This is a genomic window from Listeria floridensis FSL S10-1187 (assembly GCF_000525875.1).
GTDB lineage: Bacteria > Bacillota > Bacilli > Lactobacillales > Listeriaceae > Listeria > Listeria floridensis.
Window position 1 is genome coordinate 18,337 of the sequence record NZ_AODF01000043.1, and the last position, 19,183, is coordinate 37,519.

General features: G+C 43.3%; 16 protein-coding genes, 5 pseudogenes and 1 other annotated feature. Of the genes and pseudogenes, 3 read left to right on the forward strand and 18 right to left on the reverse strand.

Annotated elements, in window-relative coordinates:
- Positions 1–66 precede the first annotated feature (66 nt).
- From MFLO_RS13050 to MFLO_RS13060, 4 genes and pseudogenes are all read right to left on the reverse strand, one after another.
- On the reverse strand, positions 67–996 hold the full coding sequence (locus MFLO_RS13050) for a metal ABC transporter substrate-binding protein (protein WP_036098456.1): 930 nt from the start codon (positions 994–996) through the stop codon (positions 67–69).
- Positions 993–1,836 (reverse strand): annotated as a pseudogene (locus MFLO_RS13055) (metal ABC transporter permease subunit). The gene MFLO_RS13050 and the pseudogene MFLO_RS13055 overlap by 4 nt, the downstream one beginning before the upstream one ends.
- A complete protein-coding gene (locus tag MFLO_RS17275; protein ID WP_277619796.1) occupies positions 1,826–2,059 on the reverse strand; it encodes a P-loop NTPase family protein in 234 nt (77 codons plus the stop codon). The pseudogene MFLO_RS13055 and the gene MFLO_RS17275 overlap by 11 nt, the downstream one beginning before the upstream one ends.
- A pseudogene (locus MFLO_RS13060) lies at positions 2,056–2,557 on the reverse strand (metal ABC transporter ATP-binding protein). Before MFLO_RS13060 ends, MFLO_RS17275 begins: the two are co-directional and overlap by 4 nt.
- 720 nt (positions 2,558–3,277) lie before the next feature.
- On the opposite strand from MFLO_RS13060, the gene MFLO_RS13065 reads away from it, so the two are divergent.
- Positions 3,278–4,078 (forward strand): GGDEF domain-containing protein, encoded by an 801-nt coding sequence (locus tag MFLO_RS13065; protein WP_162148163.1) that lies wholly within the window; start codon positions 3,278–3,280, stop codon positions 4,076–4,078.
- A 60-nt stretch (positions 4,079–4,138) separates the two neighbouring features.
- Here the strand turns inward: MFLO_RS13065 and MFLO_RS13070 are convergent, their stop codons facing one another.
- From MFLO_RS13070 to MFLO_RS13125, 12 genes and pseudogenes are all read right to left on the reverse strand, one after another.
- The gene (locus MFLO_RS13070) at positions 4,139–4,726 is read right to left on the reverse strand and encodes a hypothetical protein (RefSeq protein ID WP_149023058.1); all 588 of its coding nucleotides are present in this window, start codon (positions 4,724–4,726) and stop codon (positions 4,139–4,141) included.
- A gap of 140 nt (positions 4,727–4,866) precedes the next feature.
- Positions 4,867–6,139: pseudogene (locus MFLO_RS13075) on the reverse strand (hydroxymethylglutaryl-CoA reductase, degradative).
- Between the two features lie 12 nt (positions 6,140–6,151).
- Positions 6,152–7,644 (reverse strand): annotated as a pseudogene (locus MFLO_RS13080) (acyl-CoA carboxylase subunit beta).
- 5 nt (positions 7,645–7,649) lie between these two features.
- Positions 7,650–8,447, reverse strand: coding sequence for an enoyl-CoA hydratase-related protein (locus MFLO_RS13085; RefSeq protein WP_241433668.1), 798 nt, complete (start codon positions 8,445–8,447; stop codon positions 7,650–7,652).
- The gene (locus tag MFLO_RS13090) at positions 8,422–8,634 is read right to left on the reverse strand and encodes an acyl-CoA carboxylase biotin carboxyl carrier protein subunit (RefSeq protein WP_036098459.1); all 213 of its coding nucleotides are present in this window, start codon (positions 8,632–8,634) and stop codon (positions 8,422–8,424) included. The genes MFLO_RS13085 and MFLO_RS13090 overlap by 26 nt, the downstream gene beginning before the upstream one ends.
- A complete protein-coding gene (locus tag MFLO_RS13095) occupies positions 8,634–9,794 on the reverse strand; it encodes an acyl-CoA dehydrogenase family protein (RefSeq protein WP_036098461.1) in 1,161 nt (386 codons plus the stop codon). The genes MFLO_RS13090 and MFLO_RS13095 overlap by 1 nt, the downstream gene beginning before the upstream one ends.
- A gap of 174 nt (positions 9,795–9,968) precedes the next feature.
- Positions 9,969–10,793 (reverse strand): aldo/keto reductase, encoded by an 825-nt coding sequence (locus MFLO_RS13100; RefSeq protein ID WP_036098462.1) that lies wholly within the window; start codon positions 10,791–10,793, stop codon positions 9,969–9,971.
- 99 nt (positions 10,794–10,892) lie between these two features.
- Positions 10,893–11,351, reverse strand: coding sequence for a DUF2798 domain-containing protein (locus tag MFLO_RS13105; RefSeq protein WP_036098463.1), 459 nt, complete (start codon positions 11,349–11,351; stop codon positions 10,893–10,895).
- Between the two features lie 127 nt (positions 11,352–11,478).
- The gene (gene thrS, locus MFLO_RS13110) at positions 11,479–13,404 is read right to left on the reverse strand and encodes a threonine--tRNA ligase (RefSeq protein ID WP_036098464.1); all 1,926 of its coding nucleotides are present in this window, start codon (positions 13,402–13,404) and stop codon (positions 11,479–11,481) included.
- Between the two features lie 316 nt (positions 13,405–13,720).
- Positions 13,721–13,944: a binding site (T-box leader), on the reverse strand.
- 54 nt (positions 13,945–13,998) lie between these two features.
- Positions 13,999–14,172, reverse strand: a complete 174-nt coding sequence (locus tag MFLO_RS15615) for a hypothetical protein (RefSeq protein ID WP_156065868.1) — start codon at positions 14,170–14,172, stop codon at positions 13,999–14,001.
- Complete coding sequence (locus tag MFLO_RS13120) at positions 14,132–14,662, reverse strand: hypothetical protein (protein WP_051993675.1); 531 nt, start codon at positions 14,660–14,662, stop codon at positions 14,132–14,134. The genes MFLO_RS15615 and MFLO_RS13120 overlap by 41 nt, the downstream gene beginning before the upstream one ends.
- Positions 14,663–14,680: 18 nt before the next feature.
- Positions 14,681–15,367, reverse strand: a complete 687-nt coding sequence (locus MFLO_RS13125; RefSeq protein ID WP_036098466.1) for a YjjG family noncanonical pyrimidine nucleotidase — start codon at positions 15,365–15,367, stop codon at positions 14,681–14,683.
- Positions 15,368–15,961: 594 nt separating this feature from the next.
- Between MFLO_RS13125 and MFLO_RS16635 the strand changes: the two genes are divergently transcribed.
- The gene (locus MFLO_RS16635) at positions 15,962–17,719 is read left to right on the forward strand and encodes a TNT domain-containing protein (RefSeq protein WP_241433667.1); all 1,758 of its coding nucleotides are present in this window, start codon (positions 15,962–15,964) and stop codon (positions 17,717–17,719) included.
- Positions 17,716–18,051, forward strand: coding sequence for an Imm59 family immunity protein (locus tag MFLO_RS13140; RefSeq protein ID WP_036098467.1), 336 nt, complete (start codon positions 17,716–17,718; stop codon positions 18,049–18,051). The genes MFLO_RS16635 and MFLO_RS13140 overlap by 4 nt, the downstream gene beginning before the upstream one ends.
- Before the next feature lie 355 nt (positions 18,052–18,406).
- Here MFLO_RS13140 and MFLO_RS15620 read toward each other — a convergent pair whose 3' ends face one another.
- Both MFLO_RS15620 and MFLO_RS13150 read right to left on the reverse strand, forming a co-directional pair.
- Positions 18,407–18,550 carry a hypothetical protein gene (locus tag MFLO_RS15620; RefSeq protein ID WP_156065871.1) on the reverse strand — a complete coding sequence of 48 codons (144 nt, stop codon included), beginning with the start codon at positions 18,548–18,550 and terminating at the stop codon, positions 18,407–18,409.
- 146 nt (positions 18,551–18,696) lie between these two features.
- A pseudogene (locus MFLO_RS13150) lies at positions 18,697–19,183 on the reverse strand (hypothetical protein); the annotation flags it as partial.

Sequence of the window (19,183 nt, forward strand, 5' to 3'; positions counted from 1 at the left end):
TCTCCCCCCATCTTTACTGGCTTAAGCTTACCATGTCGATCGCAAGCTTTTCAAAAAGGAACGTCTTTAATCCGCCAGACCCTCTGCAATTTTTTCGAGGTTCCATTTCATCATTGCATAGTAACTGTCGCCGCTTTTCCCTTTTTCCGCAACCGAATCTGTAAAGACTTGGCTGTAAATCGGAATGCCGGTGTCTTTTGAGACAGTTTGCATAGGTTTCGCGCTGACGCTGCTTTCGATAAACAATGCTGGTATCGGATGGGCACGTAATTGTTCAACGAGACCCTTAATCTGCCCGGGTGTCCCTTCTTCTTCCGTGTTGATTTCCCAGATGTACGACGACGGAATGTGATAGGCTTCCGAGAAATATTTAAAACATCCTTCGCTCGTAACAACTCTTTTATTTTCTGGCAACTTGCTGAATGTCTCTTTAGCTTCTTTATCAAGCTGCTCAAGTTTCGCCAAGTACGCATCTAGATTCTGCTTATAAAAGGCTTGGTTGTTCGGATCTTTCCGTGATAATTGCTTTTCAATATTTTTCGCGTAAATCATTCCATTTTCAAGACTCAGCCAGGCGTGCGGATCTTCTTTTCCAGCCTCGTCTTTCCCTTCCAAATAAATCACTTTAACGCCGTCGCTTGCTGCAAAATAATCTTCATTTTGCTTTTTCTGAGCATTTTGCATGAGCTTACTGAACCACGCATTTCCGCCTGTCTCTAGGTTGATGCCGTTGTAGACGATCAAGTCTGCTTCTGCGATCTTACGTATATCTTTCGGAAGCGGTTCGTATTCGTGCGGATCTTTCCCAACAGGAACAATGCTATGCAAATCAATTTTGTCTTTTGCGATATTTTTCGTCATGTCCGCCAAAATGGAATTGGTCGCCACAACTTTTAATTTTACCTCTTCGTTATTGTCTACATTTTTAGAATTTGAGCAGGCACCAAGCAGCAACAAAACAAGGAAAAATGGCAGCAGATATTTGAGTCTGTTCATCCTTTAAGAACCTTCTTTCGAAAAAAATGTTGTTTTGGTGAGAACACGAAACCGATGAGGAAAAGTGTTGCAGAAGTCAAAACGATGCTCGAACCGGCTGCAATGTTGAAACTATAACCGATGAAAAGTCCAATAAGCGAAGCAAGGGCACCAAGTCCTGCGGCAATGAACATCATCGGTTTTTAAGCTATTTGCAAATAAATATGCGGTTGCAGCTGGCGTAATCAGCATCGCCACAATCAAGATGGTTCCGACACTTTGCATCGCTGTTACGGCCACAAGTGTAAGCAGAATCATCAGCAAATAATGATAGAAGCCGACATTCATTCCAAGTGCTTTTGCCATCAGTGGATCGAAGGATGTTAGAAACAATTCTTTGAAAAAAATGATGATCGTTAAGAGAACTAATAAGGAGATGCCAATCGTCATATATTTATCAATATCTTGAACGGCAAGAATATTTCCAAACAAAATATGAAACAAATCTGTCGAGCTGTTCGCAACTCCGATCAAGATAACGCCAAGCGCTAAAAATGAACTGAATGTAATGCCGATCGCAGTATCACCTTTAATAACACTGTTATTTTTTATGAAAGTAATGATGACAGCGGCAAGCAAGCCAAAAAGAATCGCACCAACAAAGAAATTGATTCCAAGAATAAATGAAAGCGCCACACCTGGCAAGACCGCATGAGAAATTGCATCCCCCATAAGCGACATGCCGCGCAGAATAATAAAACAGCCGACTGTCCCAGATACTATCCCAATGACAACCGCTGTTATTAAAGCATTTTGTAGAAAGTGAAAGTTTTGCAGTCCGTCAATAAAATTAGTAATCATTCTCTTGCTCCTCACTGATAAAAATGTGAGCGCCGTATGCGGCAAGCAAATTATGTTTCTGAAAAACTTGTTTTGTCTTACCGCTCGCAATCAGCCGCTTGTTGAAAATCAAAAGCTGATCAAAATAGCGTTCAACTTTACTTAAATCATGGTGTACAATCAAGATGATTTTTTGTTCATCTTTCAGTTTCCGTAGTATTTCCATAATGATTTGTTCGCTCACTGCATCAATCCCAACAAAGGTTCATCTAACAAAAGAATATCTGCCTTTTGCACTAAACATCTAGCGAGTAGAACGCGCTGGAATTGCCCACCAGAAAGTTCGCTGATTTGTCGAGTTGAATACTCAGAAAGTCCAACCATCTCAAGTGCTGTTTTTACCTCAGCCCAGTTTTTCCGTTTAAGCTTTCGCAAAAAGCCGACACGCGGATACGTTCCCAGTGACACACATTCTTGTACAGTGATTGGAAACGTGAAATCGACCGCACTTTTTTGTTCCACGTATGCCACTCGTTTCAAACTTTTTTTTGGCCGGAACACCATCAATTAGCACTTCTCCAGAATGCGGAATTATTGCAAGCATCGCTTTTAGCAATGTCGATTTTCCAGCACCATTTGGACCAATAACCCCTATAATTGCCGGTTCCCTAATGGAAAAACTGACCGCTTCGACTACTAGATCGCCTGTATAGCTGACATTTATTTCATTACACTCAATCATAGTGTCCTCCTTTTTTATAACAAACTAGATTTGCATCGCAAAGCACTCAGCCGCATTTCCAAGTTCTTTTTACTATAATTAAAAAAGTTTCCTTTGTCAAACTTTTTTAGTCGAAGGAAAATATGAAGCAAAAAAAAGCCCTGCTCAACCTGGAGCAGGGCGAAGAAAATCTACAGAAAAAGTACTACAAGATCATGGTTATAGAAAAGAGAGTTCTAAACACAAAGGGAGCCTTGTAGTACCTTACTACTATCTTAGCTCATTTTTTTTCTTTGTGTCTGTGACGAAACAGTGAAACTTTTGGTCTGCAGAAGTAAATTTGACTCGAATTTTGCTTTATTTTCGAAGAAAGTACGAAACATCGTAAAAAATCACAATTAAATTTGAATTTATGAAATTACTAGGTGTACAATTAACGTGAAAGGAGGCTCAAGAATGTGCAGCAGATTTTTATGAACATCTCCGCTAACATCGCACTGATTATTACTGGTTGCTATTTAATCAATTCGCTAATCCCACTCGAGCTGAATTCGCCGCCTTCACGCATTCGAAAACTGCTGATTATCTTAACTGCAAGTTTTGTTGGTTATACGGTTATGTATTTTGCGATTCAGCTTGAAAATAGTTTCCGAATGGATCTGCGTTACATTGTCATTTTCCTCTTGGCCTACTACATAGATAAACGAGCAGCACTTTATTGCGCCTTTTTTGATGGGACTTTTGCGCTTTACACTAAGCATGGATGCAGCTGCCATTTTTGGTTTACTTTCCCTGCTTGTATTTGCGTTCATAAGTTCGCTATTCATTCCATTTTTAAAGCGAAAGTGGAGCGACAAACTGAATTTAATCATCTTAAATCTATTCAGTTTACTTTTAAGTTCCGTCAATTTACTGGTCTTTCAAGATTTAACTCAGTTTGCAATTGTGATTATTCTTTTAACCACATTCTTTTCATTTCTCACATTGTTTTTCGTCAGTTATGTGATTCATGACATGGAACGTTCAAGGCTTGCACGGCTCGAAGAAAAAGAGCTGGCGTACACAGATTTTCTAACTGGACTTGCGAATGTCCGCTCATTTAACCAGCTGTTTCACCAGTTCACTCACGCAGAAAATCCACCAAGTTTGAATTTGCTTATCCTCGATATCGACTTTTTCAAGAACGTGAACGATACATACGGGCACAGTGTTGGTGATAAAGTCTTGCAGGATATTGCCCATGTGCTTCGCAAAAATGCGCCGAATTATGATTACTTGTTCCGCGTTGGCGGTGAAGAATTTTGTTTGCTTCTTCCAAAGATCACGCTGGAAGAAGCCTCAGAAACCGCCGAAAAAATCCGTGAAGCCGTCGAAAACTTGCTGATCGACATTGGAAGCGAACAACCGATCTCTGTTACCATCTCAGCCGGACTTGCAAGCTCTGAACTCCATCCAAACGAGTATCTAAAGCTTTATCAAATGGCTGACAAAGCGCTATATTCTGCCAAAAAAAGTGGTCGTAATCGTGTGGCTGTCTACTAAAAAACGCATCGGAGTTTTCCAATGCGTTTTTTTGAGTTCAAAAACCATACTTATAGGGCCTTAATAGGCCGTCACTTTTTTGATAACTTTTTGATTTTCATCTAAGATTAGCCATTCCGCATAATTATTTTCATCGCGTTTTCCAGAAAGTTTCATCGTTAGTTTCTTAGCATTTGTTTTTACGTTAAAAAACACATAATCTGGATGTGCTGGCGGGTTGACGGTTAATTCATTCGCACGGCTGCTTGAAACCAGTGAAAATTTCAAGTTTTTCATTTGTGAAGATTCAATATCAATTTGCTCCTTGGAATAATGAATCTTTACTAGCCCTGCTTGATCATTTTGAATCAGCATCCGAAACAGTTCAAGCATTGTTCCAAGAGTTCCGTAATCAAAGTCCACCGTTAACAAGGATTTTCCATTGTTTTCTTGATAAGACATCTGCGTGGGACTTTCAAATTTTACTTTTGTTAAACAATTCGCTTTCTCAAAATAATAACTTGGAGCTTCTTCGCTCCTTGGAATAAACGCCATTTGATAGACGAACGGCTCCCGATACGAAAATGGATAAGATGTAATGTCGACTCCTTTATACTGATTGATCTTGTATATATGCGCTCCGATTGCTGCTGAAATAATTAGTACCACTACAATACCCGCATACATAAATCCCTTTTTTTTTCGTCATTTTCATTGCTCCTCTAGTTGTTTTTTTCTGAATTATACCATAATTGAATTATTTTTGACCAAAAAATAAGCTGAACGGCTTCGCCTCAGCTCATTTTCAATTATTCAGTTTTATGAAGCCGTTCAATAATTTCTGCCGCCGTAGCCAAGCTGATACTTTTTGTAGCTGTCATTTCACGTGCTACCTGCTCGATTTCTTCTCCGACTGCCCCAGCCGAAATGGCTGTTGATTTAGCTTGAAGCGACATGTGCCCCGCTTGAATGCCTTCTGTCACAAGAGCACGCAAAGCTGCCAAATTTTGCGCAAGCCCGGCCGAAACCGTAAGCATCGCAAGTTCCTCTGCCGATTCAAGCCGCACAATTTTTTGAGCGAGCTTTGCGAGCGGAACAATTTTGATCGAGCCGCCAACTGCTGCAACTGGCATCGGCAAGGTCATCTCTCCAACCAGGCTGCCCGTCTTTGAAACCGTCCAGCGATTCATCGGGCCGTATTTTCCATTTCGCGCCGCGTAAGCATGACAGGCCGCCTCAACTGCGCGGGTATCATTTCCGAAAGCGAGAATAACCGCATCAATTCCGTTCATGATCCCCTTATTGTGTGTCGCCGCACGATAAATATCGTTTTCCGCAAAGTGATAGGCCCAAACAATCCGGTCACGCACTTCCTCGCCACTATAGCCTTTTCCGGCAAGCAATGCCGCTGGAATTTCACATCTCGCTGTTGCCGTCGCTTGGTCGACCAAGTTTGACAGTATTTTCATTTCTGCCGTTCCGCCCGAAAGCTGCTCAAGTCTTGCGGCAACAGCTTCTGCCATCGTATTGATCATATTGGCGCCCATCGCATCCAGCGTATTAACCGCTAAATGTACGACAAGAAGATTTTCCTGCGGTGTTTTCACTTCACGCACCGTAATATCAGCCGCACCACCGCCACGTTTTTTTAAAGACGGATGAGCCTCGTTTGCTAAAGTGATTAGCTCTGTTTTTGCTCCGAGAATCGCACCCGATGCTTCTTTGCCATTTTGCACGCCCGAAAGAGCAATCTGGCCGATCATCATGCGCGGCGAAGCTTCTGCTTGAAACCCTCCAGCCGCTCGAATCAGCTTGTTTGCGGCGCTTTGCGCCGCAATCACCGACGGCTCTTCTGTTGCCATCGGAACCGCGTAATCCTTATCATTGATTCGCATGTTCAGCCCAAGCCCCACTGGAATCGAATAGGTGCCAATCAAATTTTCAACCATATGCTCGGCCGTATCTAGCGAAAGCGTGCCTTCCCGTTCCAAAAGAGCTCGTTCTTCCTCTGAAAGATCAGCCGCCTGTTGAAGTGTATCAAGCCGTTCACTGCGTTTTTTTTTTGTAGAATTTATCGAACATGGTTTCACCTGCTTACATCGGATAGATTTTATGAGTAATTGTCGTTTCGCGTTTTCCTTCATAAAAAGCAAACCGCTCCAGAAGTTCATTTCTAAGCCTTGTCGGCTCAACCACATCATCGACGATCAGTTCGGATGCTTCTTTAAAAATGTCAATTTCGGCTTGGTATTCAGCGATTTTTTCAGCGACAAAAGCCGCGCGTTCAGATTCCGACAGTTCGGCAATCTTACCAGCATATACGGCGTTAACGGCCGCATCAGGCCCCATCACGCAATCTCAGCTGAGGGCAGCGCCAAAACCGCATCCGGATCAAACGCTGGGCCTGCCATGGCGTAAAGTCCGGCGCCGTATGCTTTTCTTACAATCACAGAAATAATCGGGACGGTAACTTCGCTGACTGCCGCGATCATTTTGGCACCGTGGCGGATAATGCCAGCTTTTTCAACTTGTGAGCCGATCATAAAGCCTGGTACATCTGCAAGGAACAATAGCGGAATTCGGTAGGCATTGCAGATTTGGATGAATTTTGCGGCTTTGTCTGCTGAATCTGGGAAGAGCACGCCGCCTTTTACGATTGATTGGTTCGCGACGATGCCGACTGATTTGCCGTTCAAGCGGGCAAAACCTGTGATTAGTTCACGTGCAAACAAGGCTTTTATTTCAAGGAAACTGCCCGCATCAATGAGTGTATCAATTACTTGATACATATTAAGCGGGGCATTCGGATTTTCTGGAATGACTTCCGCCAAACTTTTACTGCTTTCAGCCGCTTCCGCCTCAGCTTGTTCGTAGTCCAAATAAGAAAGGTAAGCACGTGCAAAGTCAAGCGCTTCCGTTTCAGTCGAAACAAGCACGTCGCCGCAACCGGAAACCGTGCAGTGCATTCGAGCGCCGCCCATTTCTTCAAGTGTTACTTTTTCACCGATTACTTTTTCTGCCATTCGCGGTGAACCAAGATACATCGAAGCGTTTCCTTCGACCATCACGACGACATCGCAAAATGCCGGTATGTAAGCGCCACCTGCTGCAGAAGGCCCAAATAAAAGACAGATTTGCGGAATTTTCCCTGCCAACTGTACTTGATTATAAAAAATCCGTCCTGCGCCGCGTCTTCCGGGGAACATCTCCACTTGATCCGTGATGCGCGCACCCGCCGAGTCCACCAAATAAAACAGTGGCAAGCCAAGTTTTTCTGCTGTTTCTTGCATCCGGATGATTTTTTCAACCGTTTTCGTTCCCCAAGAACCGGCTTTAACTGTCGAATCATTCGCAATGACAGCAACTTTCCGGCCATTCACATAACCAAGACCTGTAACAACACCGTCTGCCGGAAGCCCCTCTGCTTCGCTTGCAGCAAACAAACCGTCTTCTTGAAATTTGCTTCCCGCATCAAGCAACTGTTTAATACGCTCGCGCACGAAAAGCTTGCCTTTTGAAGCATTCGCTTGATGATATTTTTGTTTTCCACCGGCAGTAATCGCCGAAATCCGTTTCTCCAAGTCCACTTTCTCTACCTCCCCTTAAAATTCGGCGTTCGTTTTTCCCGAAAGGCAGTAAGCCCTTCCAGTCGATCTTCTGTTTTAATCGTTTTTAAATAACCTGTTTTTTCAAGTTCAAACGCTTCAAAGAGCGGGAGTTCGCGCCCGCGCCCAATCACTTCCTTGGCAATTTGGACAGCAAGCGGAGCATTTCGAGCGATTTCACGCGCCAAGCTAAGCGCTTCTTCACGTGCATCATCCGCCGCCTTGCTCACGATCCCGAGCCGCACTGCTTCTGCTGCATCAATCCGCCGAGCCGCAAGCACAAGCTCCATCGCGTTCGTCGTTCCGATTAACCGTGCAAGCCGTGCCGTACCGAAAGCGCCTGGAATGATTCCGAGACTTGTTTCCGTAAGCCCAAGCCGCGCGTCCCGCGCGGCAATCCGAAAATCGCATGCAAGCGCAAGTTCGAGCCCGCCGCCAAATGCAGCCCCGTTCAGCGCCGCAATCGTTGGCACCTTCACGTTCGCCATTCGTTCTGCAAGTCTCCGAATCCGCTCAACCGCGGGCCAAACCTCTTCCTCGCTTAGACGAGCACGTTCCTTGAGATCTGCACCCGCCGAAAAAACCCGCTCGCCTGCGCCGGTCACTATCATCACCCGCAAAGGTTCATTTTCAAGCTCGCTCAGCACATCGTGAAACGCTTCTAAAACAGCATCCGAAAGCGCATTGGCTTGCTCTTTCCGGTTAATCGTAATGACTGCAATCCCGTCACCACCTGAAACCCATTCAACAAGTGCCATCTTAATCAAGCATCCCGATCGAATCATTTTCATTCACAAATTCACCTTCAACGACCGACCATTCCACAAGCTTCCCAGTATTTGGCGCTTCAACTGGAATCAACATCTTCATTGATTCAATTTCTGCAATCGTTTCTCCCTTTTCAACCTCATCCCCAGCTAGTTTCTTAAAATTATTAAGCGTTCCAGTAATAACCGCACGAATTTCTTCCATTATGATTTCGCTCCTTCTTCTTTAAAAAGTTGTCTTGCAATCACAAGCCGCTGAATTTCAGATGTTCCTTCGCCGATCTCGAGAATTTTCGAGTCACGTAACAGCCGCTCTACACCTGCCGGGCGCATAAATCCGGTTCCGCCGTAAATCTGCATCGCCCGATTAGCGTTCCGCGATGCTGCTTCAGATGCAAATAGTTTTGCCGCAGCCGCTTCACGGATAAACGTTTTGCCTGTGTCTTTTAAATAGCAGGCTTTTTGAACTAAGAGCCGCGCAGCTTCGGTTTCTGTCGCCATATCCGCCAGTTTAAATTGAACAGACTCAAACTGCCGAATTGGGCCGCCAAACTGCTCGCGTTCCAGAGAATGCGTGAGCGACTTATCGAGGGCTTCTTGCGCAAGACCCACGGAAATGGCCGCAATCGAAATTCTACCGCCATTTAAGACATTCAAAAGTTGCTTCAAGCCGGCTTCTTCTTCCCCGAGCAGGTTTTCTACAGGAACCCGTACATCTTTAAACGTAATTTCGCCGGTATCCGACGAGCGCACACCAACTTTGTCATAAGGGCTCGAAACACTCACCCCGCGAGTATCAAGCGGGACAATGATTGAAGAAATAATCTTTTCGCCGGACGGTTTATAGCCTGTAATGGCAGCAACCGTAATCAGCGAGGCATAGTTCGCGTTTGTGATCCATTGCTTCGTACCATTTATTACATAATCGCCGTTTACTTTCTCGGCCGTCATTTCCACACCTTTTGCATCCGATCCAGCCGTTTTTTCCGTCAAACCGAACGCCGCAAGTTCACGCCCTTCCGCAAGCGGGCGTAAAAATTTTTCCTTTTGTTCGCTCGTTCCATACATCGCAATCGGCGAAGCTCCAATCGAGACTGCCGCCACATAACTGAGTGCAACTCCGAGACTTGCACGAGCAATTTCTTCTGCGACCGTCATATAAGCAAGCGTGCCTTTTTCAGTACCGCCGTATTTCTTTTCAAACGGCAGGCCAAGAAAGCCTTTTTGCCCCATTTCTGTAAAAAGATCGCGCGGGAAAACAGCCTTTTGATCGAGCTTGTCAGCAACTGGCCGAATTTTTTCGTTTGCAAATTTGCGTGCCTCACGTTGAAGTTCTGTAAGTTCCTTTGAAAATTCGAAATCCATGTTTATTTTCCCTCCATGTTTGTAAAATCGTTTAAGTTTATAATAAGCATTCCAAAATCGAAAAGCAATTTTCTGGATTAAGAGAAAAAAGGCCGGATCAATTCAAACAACTGATAAACTTTTCGCTCTGCAAAAAAATCCCTGTATGCTTCTCGCATACAGGGATTTTTCATCTTAAAAATTGAAATTATCTGGATCTGGACCTGTCCGTTTATCTTGATTCATGCCGTCGATTACTTTGATATCCTCAGCGGAAAGCTCAAAATCGAACACATCGGCATTTTGGATAATCCGCTCTTGATGCACCGATTTAGGAATCGTCACAATGCCATTTTGAAGATCCCAGCGAATGATGACTTGCGCCACCGATTTGCCGTATTTTTCTGCAATTGCTTTAAGCTTCGCATCTTGAAGCAGTTGACCATTTCCTAGCGGTGACCATGCTTCTACGATAATATCATTTGCTTTACAGAATGCTCGAAGCGGTTCTTGCGAAAGATGCGGATGAAGTTCGATTTGATTGACCATCGGTGTTATTTCTGCATCAGCCATCAATTCCTTCAAGTGATGTTCTTGGAAGTTACAAACCCCAATCGCGCGGATTTTCCCTTCCCGGTAAAGCTGTTCAAACGCCCGCCATGTATCTTTAAACTTGCCTGCTACCGGCCAGTGAATCAAATAAAGATCCACGTAGTCGAGACCAAGCTTATTGAGACTCGTATGGAATGCTTCAATCGTCGAATCATAACCTTGATCGGCATTCCAAAGTTTGGTTGTGATAAAGAGGTCTTCACGGTTCACACCCGATTCCTTAATCGCACGTCCGACACCTTCTTCGTTGCGATAAGCCGCTGCCGTATCAATGCTGCGGTAACCTGCTTCAATTGCCCATTTTACTGAATTTACCGCTTCTTCGCCGTCTTCAACTTTCCAGACACCAAAACCAAGCTGCGGCATTTTAACTCCATTTGCCAGTTCAACAGTATTCGTAATTCCCATATTTATCACCTTCCTATTTCTCGTTCGATTTTTATCTTACACCCTCAGCAGAAAGATGCAACTAATCAGCCTGTTAAAACCTTTATTTTTTTAATACATTTACCTTGTTGCGCTTGATTTTAGCTGAATGTTACTTAAGACATACCGCGAGCATGGTCCAACAACCAAAAGTTGTAATGGAAGTGCAGCTAGAAAATTAAGTAACCAAGTATGCGCGTAAGCACTCCATATTTCACTTGAAAAGCCTATTTCCATGACTAAGCCGAATAACGACATAAACGTAACCATTCCAAGAATCATCAAAACGGTGATCGTCAAAACGAGTTGAAGCTTACTTTGATGATTAATCGGTAATTGAAAAGCAATCTTCTTCGCTAAAATCCCTACAATAAACACATCTAAAATGAAAGCCGCAACAAAAGCTGGAATGAATCCAGTCACAAATGAACTAAATGATAAATTGTCATGTAGCCAGAGATTATAAACACTCATCCCGAGCACCATCAAAAAACACATTAACGTTGTAAAAATAAAAGCTTCTTTTCTATTCCTTGGCATAATAACCACTCCTTCATTAACAATAAAACTTACTATAACACAAAAAAAATTTTGCTCGTAAGTTTTATTTTTATCCCCATAAAAAAGCAGCAAGCCCCTATATGGAACTTGCTGCTAGATGTGTTTGTTAGTTGGAATGAAGCAGTGATTTCGCTTCAATCAAGCCGGCTAGTTTCCGAGTAAAATCTGCCAGCTGCATCTCTTCCACTTGCTCCGAACCATATTCGCGCACGCTGACCGAGCCGCTATCCCGTTCTTTATCCCCAACAACCAAGATGAATGGAATTTTGCGCATCTGCGCCTCACGCATCTTATAACCAAGTTTTTCCTCACGAAAATCTGCCTGAACACGTATCCCCGCAAGTTTCAGCGCTTGCTTAATTTCTTCTGCGTATTCGCCGTGGGCTTCATATGAAACCGGCAAAATTTCTGCTTGAACCGGCGCAAGCCAGTACGGGAAAGCGCCTGCAAAGTGTTCGATCAAAATACCAAGGAAGCGATCAAGCGAGCCGAAAATTGCGCGGTGAATCACGACCGGTCTTACCTTCTCCGCATTCGCATCCACATATGTTAAATCAAATTTTTCCGGCATCTGATAATCAAGCTGCACAGTGCCGCACTGATGGCTTCTTCCAAGGGCATCTTTAATATGAATATCAATCTTCGGCCCGTAAAACGCTCCGTCGCCTTCGTTGACTTTATAGTCATAATCCATCGACTCAAGAACGTTTGCAAGTGCTGCCTCTGCTTCATCCCAAAGTGCATCTGAACCCATATGATCTTCTGGACGTGTCGAGAGTTCCACATGATACTCAAAACCGAAAGTTTGATAAAGTTCATCAATCAGTTTCATTGCAAGGCTGATTTCAGCTTGGATTTGATCGCGCCGAACAAAAATATGCGCATCATCCTGACAGAATGAGCGAACTCGCAAAAGTCCATTTAATGCGCCACTAAATTCATGGCGGTGTACCTGGCCAAATTCTGCAATCCGAATTGGAAGATCGCGGTACGAACGCAGCTTGTCTTTAAAAATTAGCATATGCCCCGGACAATTCATTGGCTTGAGCGCAAAATCCTGTCCGTCCACTTTTGAAAAGTACATATTGTCTTTGTAATGATCCCAGTGCCCCGAACGTTCCCAAAGCCGCTGATTCATAAGAAGCGGTGTTTTCACTTCGCGGTAATCATGGAATGTTTGCACTTTCCGCAAGTACGATTCAAGTTCATTGCGGATGATTTGCCCATTTTCAAGGTAAAACGGCATTCCCGGTGCTTCTTCGGAAAACATAAATAAATCCATTTCATTTCCGATTTTACGATGATTCCGTTTTTTGGCTTCATCAAGAAAAGTGAAATAATCTTCCAAATCACGTTGATCTTTAAAAGCAACCCCATAAATTCGTTGCAGCATTTTATTATCGCTGTCACCGCGCCAATAAGCACCCGAAACTCGTCTTAAATTAAACGCCTTTACATATTTTGTCGAAGGTAAATGCGGGCCGCGGCAAAGATCGACAAACTCGCCCTGCTTATAAATCGACAGCGATTCGTGCTGCGAAATTTCTTCGATCAATTCGAGTTTAAGCGGTTGATCCGCAAAAATTTCAAGTGCTTTTTCCTTGGATACTTCAAACCGTTCAAACCGCAAATCTTCTGCAATAATCGCCGCCATTTCTCGTTCAATCGCAGCAAGATCCGCTTCTGACAGACTTTCTTCTAAGTCAAAATCATAATAAAAGCCGTTTTCGATCACGGGACCGATTCCAAAATCAACTTGACTGTAAAGCCGTTTAACCGCCTGAGCCATCACATGGGCAAGCGAGTGGCGCATGACGTCGATCCCTTCATTCGAATCAAGATCAAACAGCGCCACTGCCCCGTCCGCATTAATTTCAGCACGCAAATCCAAAAGTTTTCCATTAAACGAGCCAACGACGACGCGTTTCGCTAAACTTGGGCTGATTGATTCAGCAATCTCCGCGAGACTGATACCTTTCCGATAATTTGCCTTTCTGCCATCTGGGAATACGATTTCTACTTGTTCGTTCATGTTAACCACTCCTTTTAGTATGCGGCACACTTGTCCAATTATTTGGGACGAGTGTGTGTCTATACCCGTGGTTCCACCCAACTTCCCGATTAAAAACAGAATCGGCTCATTCGGAAATGATAACGGTCTTAAACCGGCTACAGCTACTTTTTTTCACTGCGCTGCTCGGAGGCGGTGGATTTTAAGCCTGCGTTAGGAAGATTTCAGCACCCTTCCCTCTCTTTTAAACCGGTTCTTAAAAAACGTGTCCTCGTCATCGTATTTTTCTTTGCGTTTGCTTGCTTTTCCGTAAAAAAAATAAAAAAACCCGTCCTAATCAAAGGACGAGTTTTGCTCGCGGTTCCACCTAAGTTTCCTGTTTTCAAAACTATCAAAAACAGCTCAAGATGCTTTAACGCAGCACATACGGAGGCAACTACTAACATTTCGCTGCCGCAGCTCCAAGGCGGTAAGTTTTAAGGCCTGTTAGGAAGATTTCAGCGCCCTTCCCTCTCTAAAAACAGAAAATCAAAAAAACCATGTCCTTTTCAACGCAACTACTATATAGTAAAGTTTAGACGCGTTTTCTACATTTGTCAACTGGTGAAAATCCAGTCAACTTATTTTCTTTCGGCGCCGCCGCATAACGAGACTTACGATCACGCCGGCAAGAATCAAGACGACCACCACAATCGCAATCACAATGTTTTTGACATTAGGTACGCCCATTTCGAGATAAAAAGCTTTTTTAGCATCGAGCGGCACATCCCATGTGAGTTTTCCCCCCATGTATGTTATCCGCATTGCTTTTTGCCGGTTTCACCGGCAAATCGAGCACGAGCGTATAATCAATTTGCGAAAACAGCCCAGTCGGTATCGAAACCCCTTCCGACACATGCTCTTGAATCAACTTTGGCACATCCAGTTCCGCATCAATACGGTAGCGGTTTACGAACAGCCCTTTTGTTTCTTTCACAGAAACCCCGTATTTCTTTAATTTCGCCTTTGATATCGACTTTTTCCCCGAAGACTTCACTGTTTTCTTTACCAAATAATGCGTCTTCGATTTTTCTTCCACCGAAAAACCTTGCTGTTCAAGCTTTTCCTTTACCTGCTCGTCCACTTGTCCCGTAAAAAGCCCGGCCAGCTTCGCGAGTTTCAGATCGAATGAAAGATCCGTTTTGCCGTCAAGTCCGACCTTCACCGTATTCGTCACCGTTGCACAGCCCGAAAGAGCGAGAAGCATAATCAGTAAAAAACGAAGAAGCCATTTTCTCAAAATTTAATCCCTCCAAGCTTACTTTTCAACAATAGCAGCGAGTGCACTCAAATTGTTAATTTCAAACGTTGGATTGTTTGCGGACTGGTTTGTTAGACCATGCGGGTTAAACCAGCAACTGTCAAGCCCAACCAAATTCGCCCCACGAATATCCGAGCTGAGTGAATCGCCGATAATCAAACTTTTCTCCAGGGCAAACCCTGGAATCCGCTCGAAGCAGTATTCGAAGTATTCCGGCATTGGTTTTTGATACCCCGTATCTTCCGAAACAAAAATCCCTTGAAAATACTGATCCATCCCAGAATCCCTCAAGCGCCGATATTGCGTTTTTGAAACCCCGTTCGTGACAATATATAAATCATGCTTCTGGTAAAGCGTTTCAATCAGAGGTTTAGCTCCATCAATCAGTTCATGTCCGTCTTCCAAAAACTCGCGATAGCGCGCTTCCATCAAAACGCCGTCAACCTTCTTGCCAAATTCCGCAAAAACGCGCGCAAACCTTGTGTTCAAAATCTCATCCCGCGAAATTATTCCGCGTTCAAAATCCTGCCAAAGCCCGGCATTAAGCACCTTGTAAGCAGACACCAAACTTGGTGTGGCATCAATTTTCTCACTTTGAAAAAGCCGTTTCAGCGCATCATCCTCAGCCGCCTTAAAATCCAGCAGCGTGTCATCCACATCAAATAATAAAGTCTGGTATCCCATTCATTTCACACTCCTCAATATCCTCACAAATCGTATCACAAAAGCGCGGTGCAATCCATAAAAAAACTCACCGAACCATTCGACCTGTAGCCCACCCATAATCCTCTGGAGTTTCATCAAAAGAAAAGGAATTATATTCTCGAGCAAAATATGATATACTGGACAATGGATACGGTTTAAAGTGAGGTTTTGTGTAGCAGTAAAATCTGACCCCTATCCTGCGAAAATCCCACAATAGATACAGAATTTCAAAATAAAGACGTTTAATTTTGAGGTTTTTGTACTCTTAAAGATTTAGTAGCAGTAAAACGAAACTGGAAATCGTAGAAATACCTGATGGGTTTTTTGTACTCTTAAAGATTTAGTAGCAGTAAAACAAGTGATTGTGGTTTGGATTAGGGCTGATTGTTTTTGTACTCTTAAAGATTTAGTAACGGATTATGAGTTGACCTTGTCCGAATGGATGGGGTTATTTTTTATGCCATTTTTGTATCGTTACTAGACGATTTCATCAGTTAGTCACATTCCCATTCCATTTCGTGTGCTACACTGGAAACGTACAACTAGAATACAACAAAGAGGTGAGTGTACAGCATGAAAGATGTGGAGTACAAGGAAGATGACTTTGATCGTGCGCATGAGAGCATTGGAAACTTAATCGGAAAAGGCGTTTGGGGAAAAGGGGCCATTGATGAGCTAAAGAAAGCGTCCGAGAACTTGGACGATGTCGAGGAAATGATTCGCGATTTGGATTGTGATGGAGCGATTTCATTCCGTCATACAAGTTTAGAAAAAGAGCTTCAATCCGTGTTTGAAGATTTTGAAGTCTTGCACCAGTTTTCAGGAAAAGTGGTTGAACTCATTCATACGAAAATTGATCGACCATTCTTTGAAGACTTGGATCAGTTTGTAGAAGGAATGCGGAATCTGGATGCGTCCAAGTTTACGACCACAAATCGGATTGGGGCGACGAAGACGGAAACGGTTTTTGTGAATAGCTATACGCAGGAACAGCGGGAAGTGCCGAAAACAGAAGTGACCATGGATGATTTGTTTAGTGGGAGTAATGTGTATGCGGACAAATTGAAAAACCAGTTTCAGGAATGGAAGAAGTTGAATCCGGAAGAGACGGTTTCAGAGAACGATTTTCGGGTGGCGATGCTGAATACGCGAGCGTTTGCGTATACGTCGATCAAGGACAAACAGCAGAAGGAAGAGTTTTGGGTGAATGTCATTGTGACAGTGGGGATTGTTGGAGTGGCAATTTTTTGTCCGCCTGCTGGACTGGCAATCGGGGCAGCCTATGGTAGTTTGGAGCTTGGGACAGCAATTTCTGGAAAAGACTGGGTAAGTGGCAGAGAGCTTGAGACTTCCGAACGAGCGATGAGAGGGGCGTTATCCGTTGCGGATATGCTTCCAGCAGTGAAGGCTTTTTCTACGGGAATCAAGGGGCTTCCAACGGGTTCGGTGCTAGAACGGCTGATGCGTCCGCCATTGAAGAATGTGAATAATCTTGTCGTGCAAGGGAACAAAATGGCACTCACGCGAATAAGAGGACTGAAAGCTGTTCTAAAAGAACCGGTACATACAGGCACAACAGCGGTTAAGAAACAACTGAACCATCTAGGTGATAGCTTGAACCTTCCACCGCGTGGACAACTCGCGGCGCCGGGTGTTGGAGCTGTTCCGATAAAAGGAAATAGTCAAAAGGCGCTGAAGAAAGTGATGCAGGAATTTGACTTAAATCTTGGCGGGGGTAAGCGAACAGGTGATATAATTGAGGAAAGCACGAAAGTGTTTAAGGCTGAAAAAGTGATGCTTGAAAATGGAGAGGTAGCCTATAAATCATCTCGTGGTGAGTTGGTCAGGTCTCCAGATTATTTAGATGAAGTGGGAGAAGTAAAATGGCCGAAAGCAGACGGATTTGTTTGTGATCAAACAGGTAAACCCATTATGACAGATGCGAACTTGAAGGCTGGACAAATTATTGATCGGTATGGTGATTCGTATGGTCGATTTACAAGTCCTGTAGAAAATGGCAAGATATTGGAGTATGATGAGAGAGGTCTTCCTTATCCTAAAAGCATAAAGTCCTACCATCAATATAAGGTTTCAAAAGATATAAATATAGAAAATGTTAAAAAAGCATTTAGTGACTTGAATGTTGCGGATAAAAAGAAGCTTCTGAGTTCCATGAAAGACTATAAATTTACATTTGAAGATATATCTAACCCACAACAAGGAAAAATAGCCGAAGTATTTGGAGAGGGTGGGGGAACTCAGATACAACTAGGAACAGTAGTTGATTGGTATGAAAAACTAGGATTGTTAAAGGAGATTAGAAAATTATGAATTATGATCTAAAAGAAATTAAAGATGTACTGGAAGATGATATACACTTATTAGGTTATGAAGAATTAAGATATTCAATTTTTGAAGGAGAAAACAACAAAAGAGCAGAGTATCAGTTAAGAATGGAGAAGAAGGGAGACCTTTTTGAAGTATATATGACCGCAGATCGTGCTGGTGTTATGGGAAAATATAAATTCGATAATCCGTTTGATGCAACGGACAAGTTTTTAGATATCATGCAGAGTAGAGTATTGACAAATCGAAGACGCGTCAGAGATGGTGAACCGCCTGAGTATCATTGTTCACTTTGGGATGATATAAGAGTTAACTAATAGAAAACGGCATTGGCTTATGCTTTTGCCGTTTTTTTGTGAGAGCGGCACTTCCTCATGTTTATTCCCACAAGCGTAAATTCTCGTTCATCTCACCAATCATTTTCATGGTGACACTTCCTTAAAATTTGATCTATCCTACTGAACTATGGTAACAGTAAAACTCGCTTATGGAAACTGTACTGTCAAAGTTGGTTTTTGTAATCATAAAAATTTAGCAAAAAAGCATCGCCATGACAAAGCGGTGCTTTTTTCATTAAAAGATGTTTTGTACTAACAGATTGAATCAATTGCCAAAAGTTGATAAATCAAGCTTGCTTTCTTCTAAAAATTCATGTTTAAGTAAAAGCTCTTTTTAATTTAATTTTTCTAACGTTTTTCCGGTCTCTTTAAAAGTTTCATGTGCCGCCTTGCTCCATTTTCCTTTAGCCGAATTAGAAAAGGCATCTAAAAACTGTTCACTCGCTGTCTTTACTTTTTGAGTGCTTTCTTTTTCCATTTCGTGAACTACTTGTTTTCGTGTTTCAGAAGTAGCTTTACTGTGCGCGGCAGTAAAAAGATGGATTAATGTTTTTTTCTGTCTTTTTCTGTAAATCTTCAAGTGCCCTTGCCAAATCCTCAATCACTTGACTACACCCCCTTCATTTATGCTTTTTCAATCTGCCGTGCCAATTCCTGATCCTTCTCTAACTGCTTGGCCATGGCCTTTTTCATGTTAGTTAAGAGTTCCTCGTAGTCTTTTTCAATGGATTTTAACTTGGCTATCTTTTTCTGATACATTGCTTTCGGTTTGGTGCGAATACTCGCTTCCGTTGCTCCTCCGCTCGCTAAGGCTTCAAGGATTTCTCCCTCTGTCAACGTCTCTCCAATAGTTCGTGCGTCATGAAGCGTATCCCGCCATAATTCATCCGCATTTTCGATCGCTTTCTGATAGGTTTTATGTAAAGCATTCAGCTCAAACTGAATCGTTAGTTTCATCCCTTCGGTTAGCGCTAGTGCTTCCGCGGCATCTAAGAAGATTTCTTCTGCTCCTGACAACCCGCCACCACTTGTAGCCAATACATGTTTCAAATGGGCCAGCCCCGCTAGTTTTTCTTTGGTAGCTTGCTTGGCCAGTGCCGCGTAACCGGCG